This window comes from Campylobacter sp. BCW_6464 (genome assembly GCF_001762775.1).
Taxonomy (GTDB): Bacteria; Campylobacterota; Campylobacteria; order Campylobacterales; family Campylobacteraceae; genus Campylobacter_D; species Campylobacter_D jejuni.
Map to the genome: position 1 here is coordinate 1 of NZ_MJXM01000035.1, position 1,697 is coordinate 1,697.

General features: G+C 32.6%; 1 pseudogene. It reads left to right on the plus strand.

Annotated features, from left to right (window positions below):
* Positions 1–1,697, plus strand: a pseudogene (locus tag AJ885_RS10595) (hypothetical protein); the annotation flags it as partial.

Sequence of the window (1,697 nt, forward strand, 5' to 3'; positions counted from 1 at the left end):
AAAGAACCCTGTTTAAATTCTAAAAAAATAGTTTTATCTTTAGCTACTATTTCTTTTTTGGCAAGTTGTGCTAATGCTAAATTAAATTCTGAAATAAAAACTTATGATGAAGTTAATAAAAATGTTAAAACTAGATCAGCAAGTGTTTATAGTCCTCAAGCTAAGATCAATACGACTATAAATTCTTTACACAATCAACAAGTAACTATTACTGGAAATGGAACATCAAATTCTTTAACAATCGGATCAAATGGAACTCTAGGTAACATAGGCAATACAGGTAAAATCATCTATGCCCATGCTAATGATAGCAACACTCTTACTCTTACCAATCTTACTAATAATGGAACCATTAATGGTAAGATTGGTATAGAAAACAATGGTAATTTTACAGGAACTATTGCTGTCAACACCTTTGAAAATACAGGTCAAATTAATGGACAAATTTACATGGGAATTTGGGGTAACAACTCAGGAACTCTTAATATAGATAAATTTGACAATAGTGGAACCATAATTGACAACAATAAAGGAGTTTTTTTGAAGGAAAGAATACCAACATACAAACCTTTAATAACAGTGGTTTTATTAGTGCAAATAAGGGTGTAGATATAGGCAACATAGGAACCATAAAAAATTTTAATAACAACGGAACTATACAAGGCTCAGAAGTGGGAGTGGCTATAAATACAAAAATAGATACTTTTACTAATAATGGTTTTATTAATTCCCCTGGTAGTGGACAATGGAATAATGGTATATGGATAAGTAGCAATGCTACCATAGAAAAGCTTGTTAACAATGGTACAATAAAAGGAGGACATTCTGCTATAATGGTAACATCTCAGCATATAAAAACTGTTGAAAATACAGGAATTATACATGCTGAAGGAGAATGGGGTTCTAGTATATTATTAGAATATGGTGGTTTTATAGAGCATATAATCAATACTGGAACCATAAGTAGTAATAATGTTGGTATAGGTTCAGCTTATGGAGTATTTGGAACGCTTACTATAAAAGATGGAGGTATAGTTTATGGAAAAGAAGCCGGAATACTCGTAGGTCAATGGCAAACTCTAGGAGATTTATATATAGATGGTGGAAAAAATACTTCAAAAGATGGCACAGTAAGTGGAATTTATGGAGACAATAATGGAATTTCCTTAAATGAAAGTTCTAAAACTCAAAAAATAGAACTTAAAAATGGTGGCATTATAAAAGGTAAGGTTCATGGTATAAGATTGGATAATGGTGCCTCTTTAAGTGGAGAAATGATTTTATCTGGTGAAGGTTCTAGGGTAGAAGGTGGAAGTGGTGCTGGTATATCTAATCAAAGTGGAAAAATAGAAGGCTCTATAAAAGTAGAAGATGGAGCTACTGTAACTTCTTCTTCAGGCCAAGCCATATCTAACTCTGGCTCAGGAAGTATAACAGGTGGTATTACTGTTAGTGGGGAAAACACTAAACTTGAAGGAAATATAATCAATACAGGTAATGCTTCTATAGGTAGTGATATCAAGATAGAAAGTGGAGCTAAGGTAGAAGGTGGTCTTGTTAATGAAGGTAGCGCTTCTATCACAGGAGCTATCACTATAGAAAGTGGTTCTAAACTTGATTCCATCACTAACACCTCTACTTCTGATACAGGTATTTCAGGTTCTATCACTAACAATAGTGATAATAAACTTGAAATT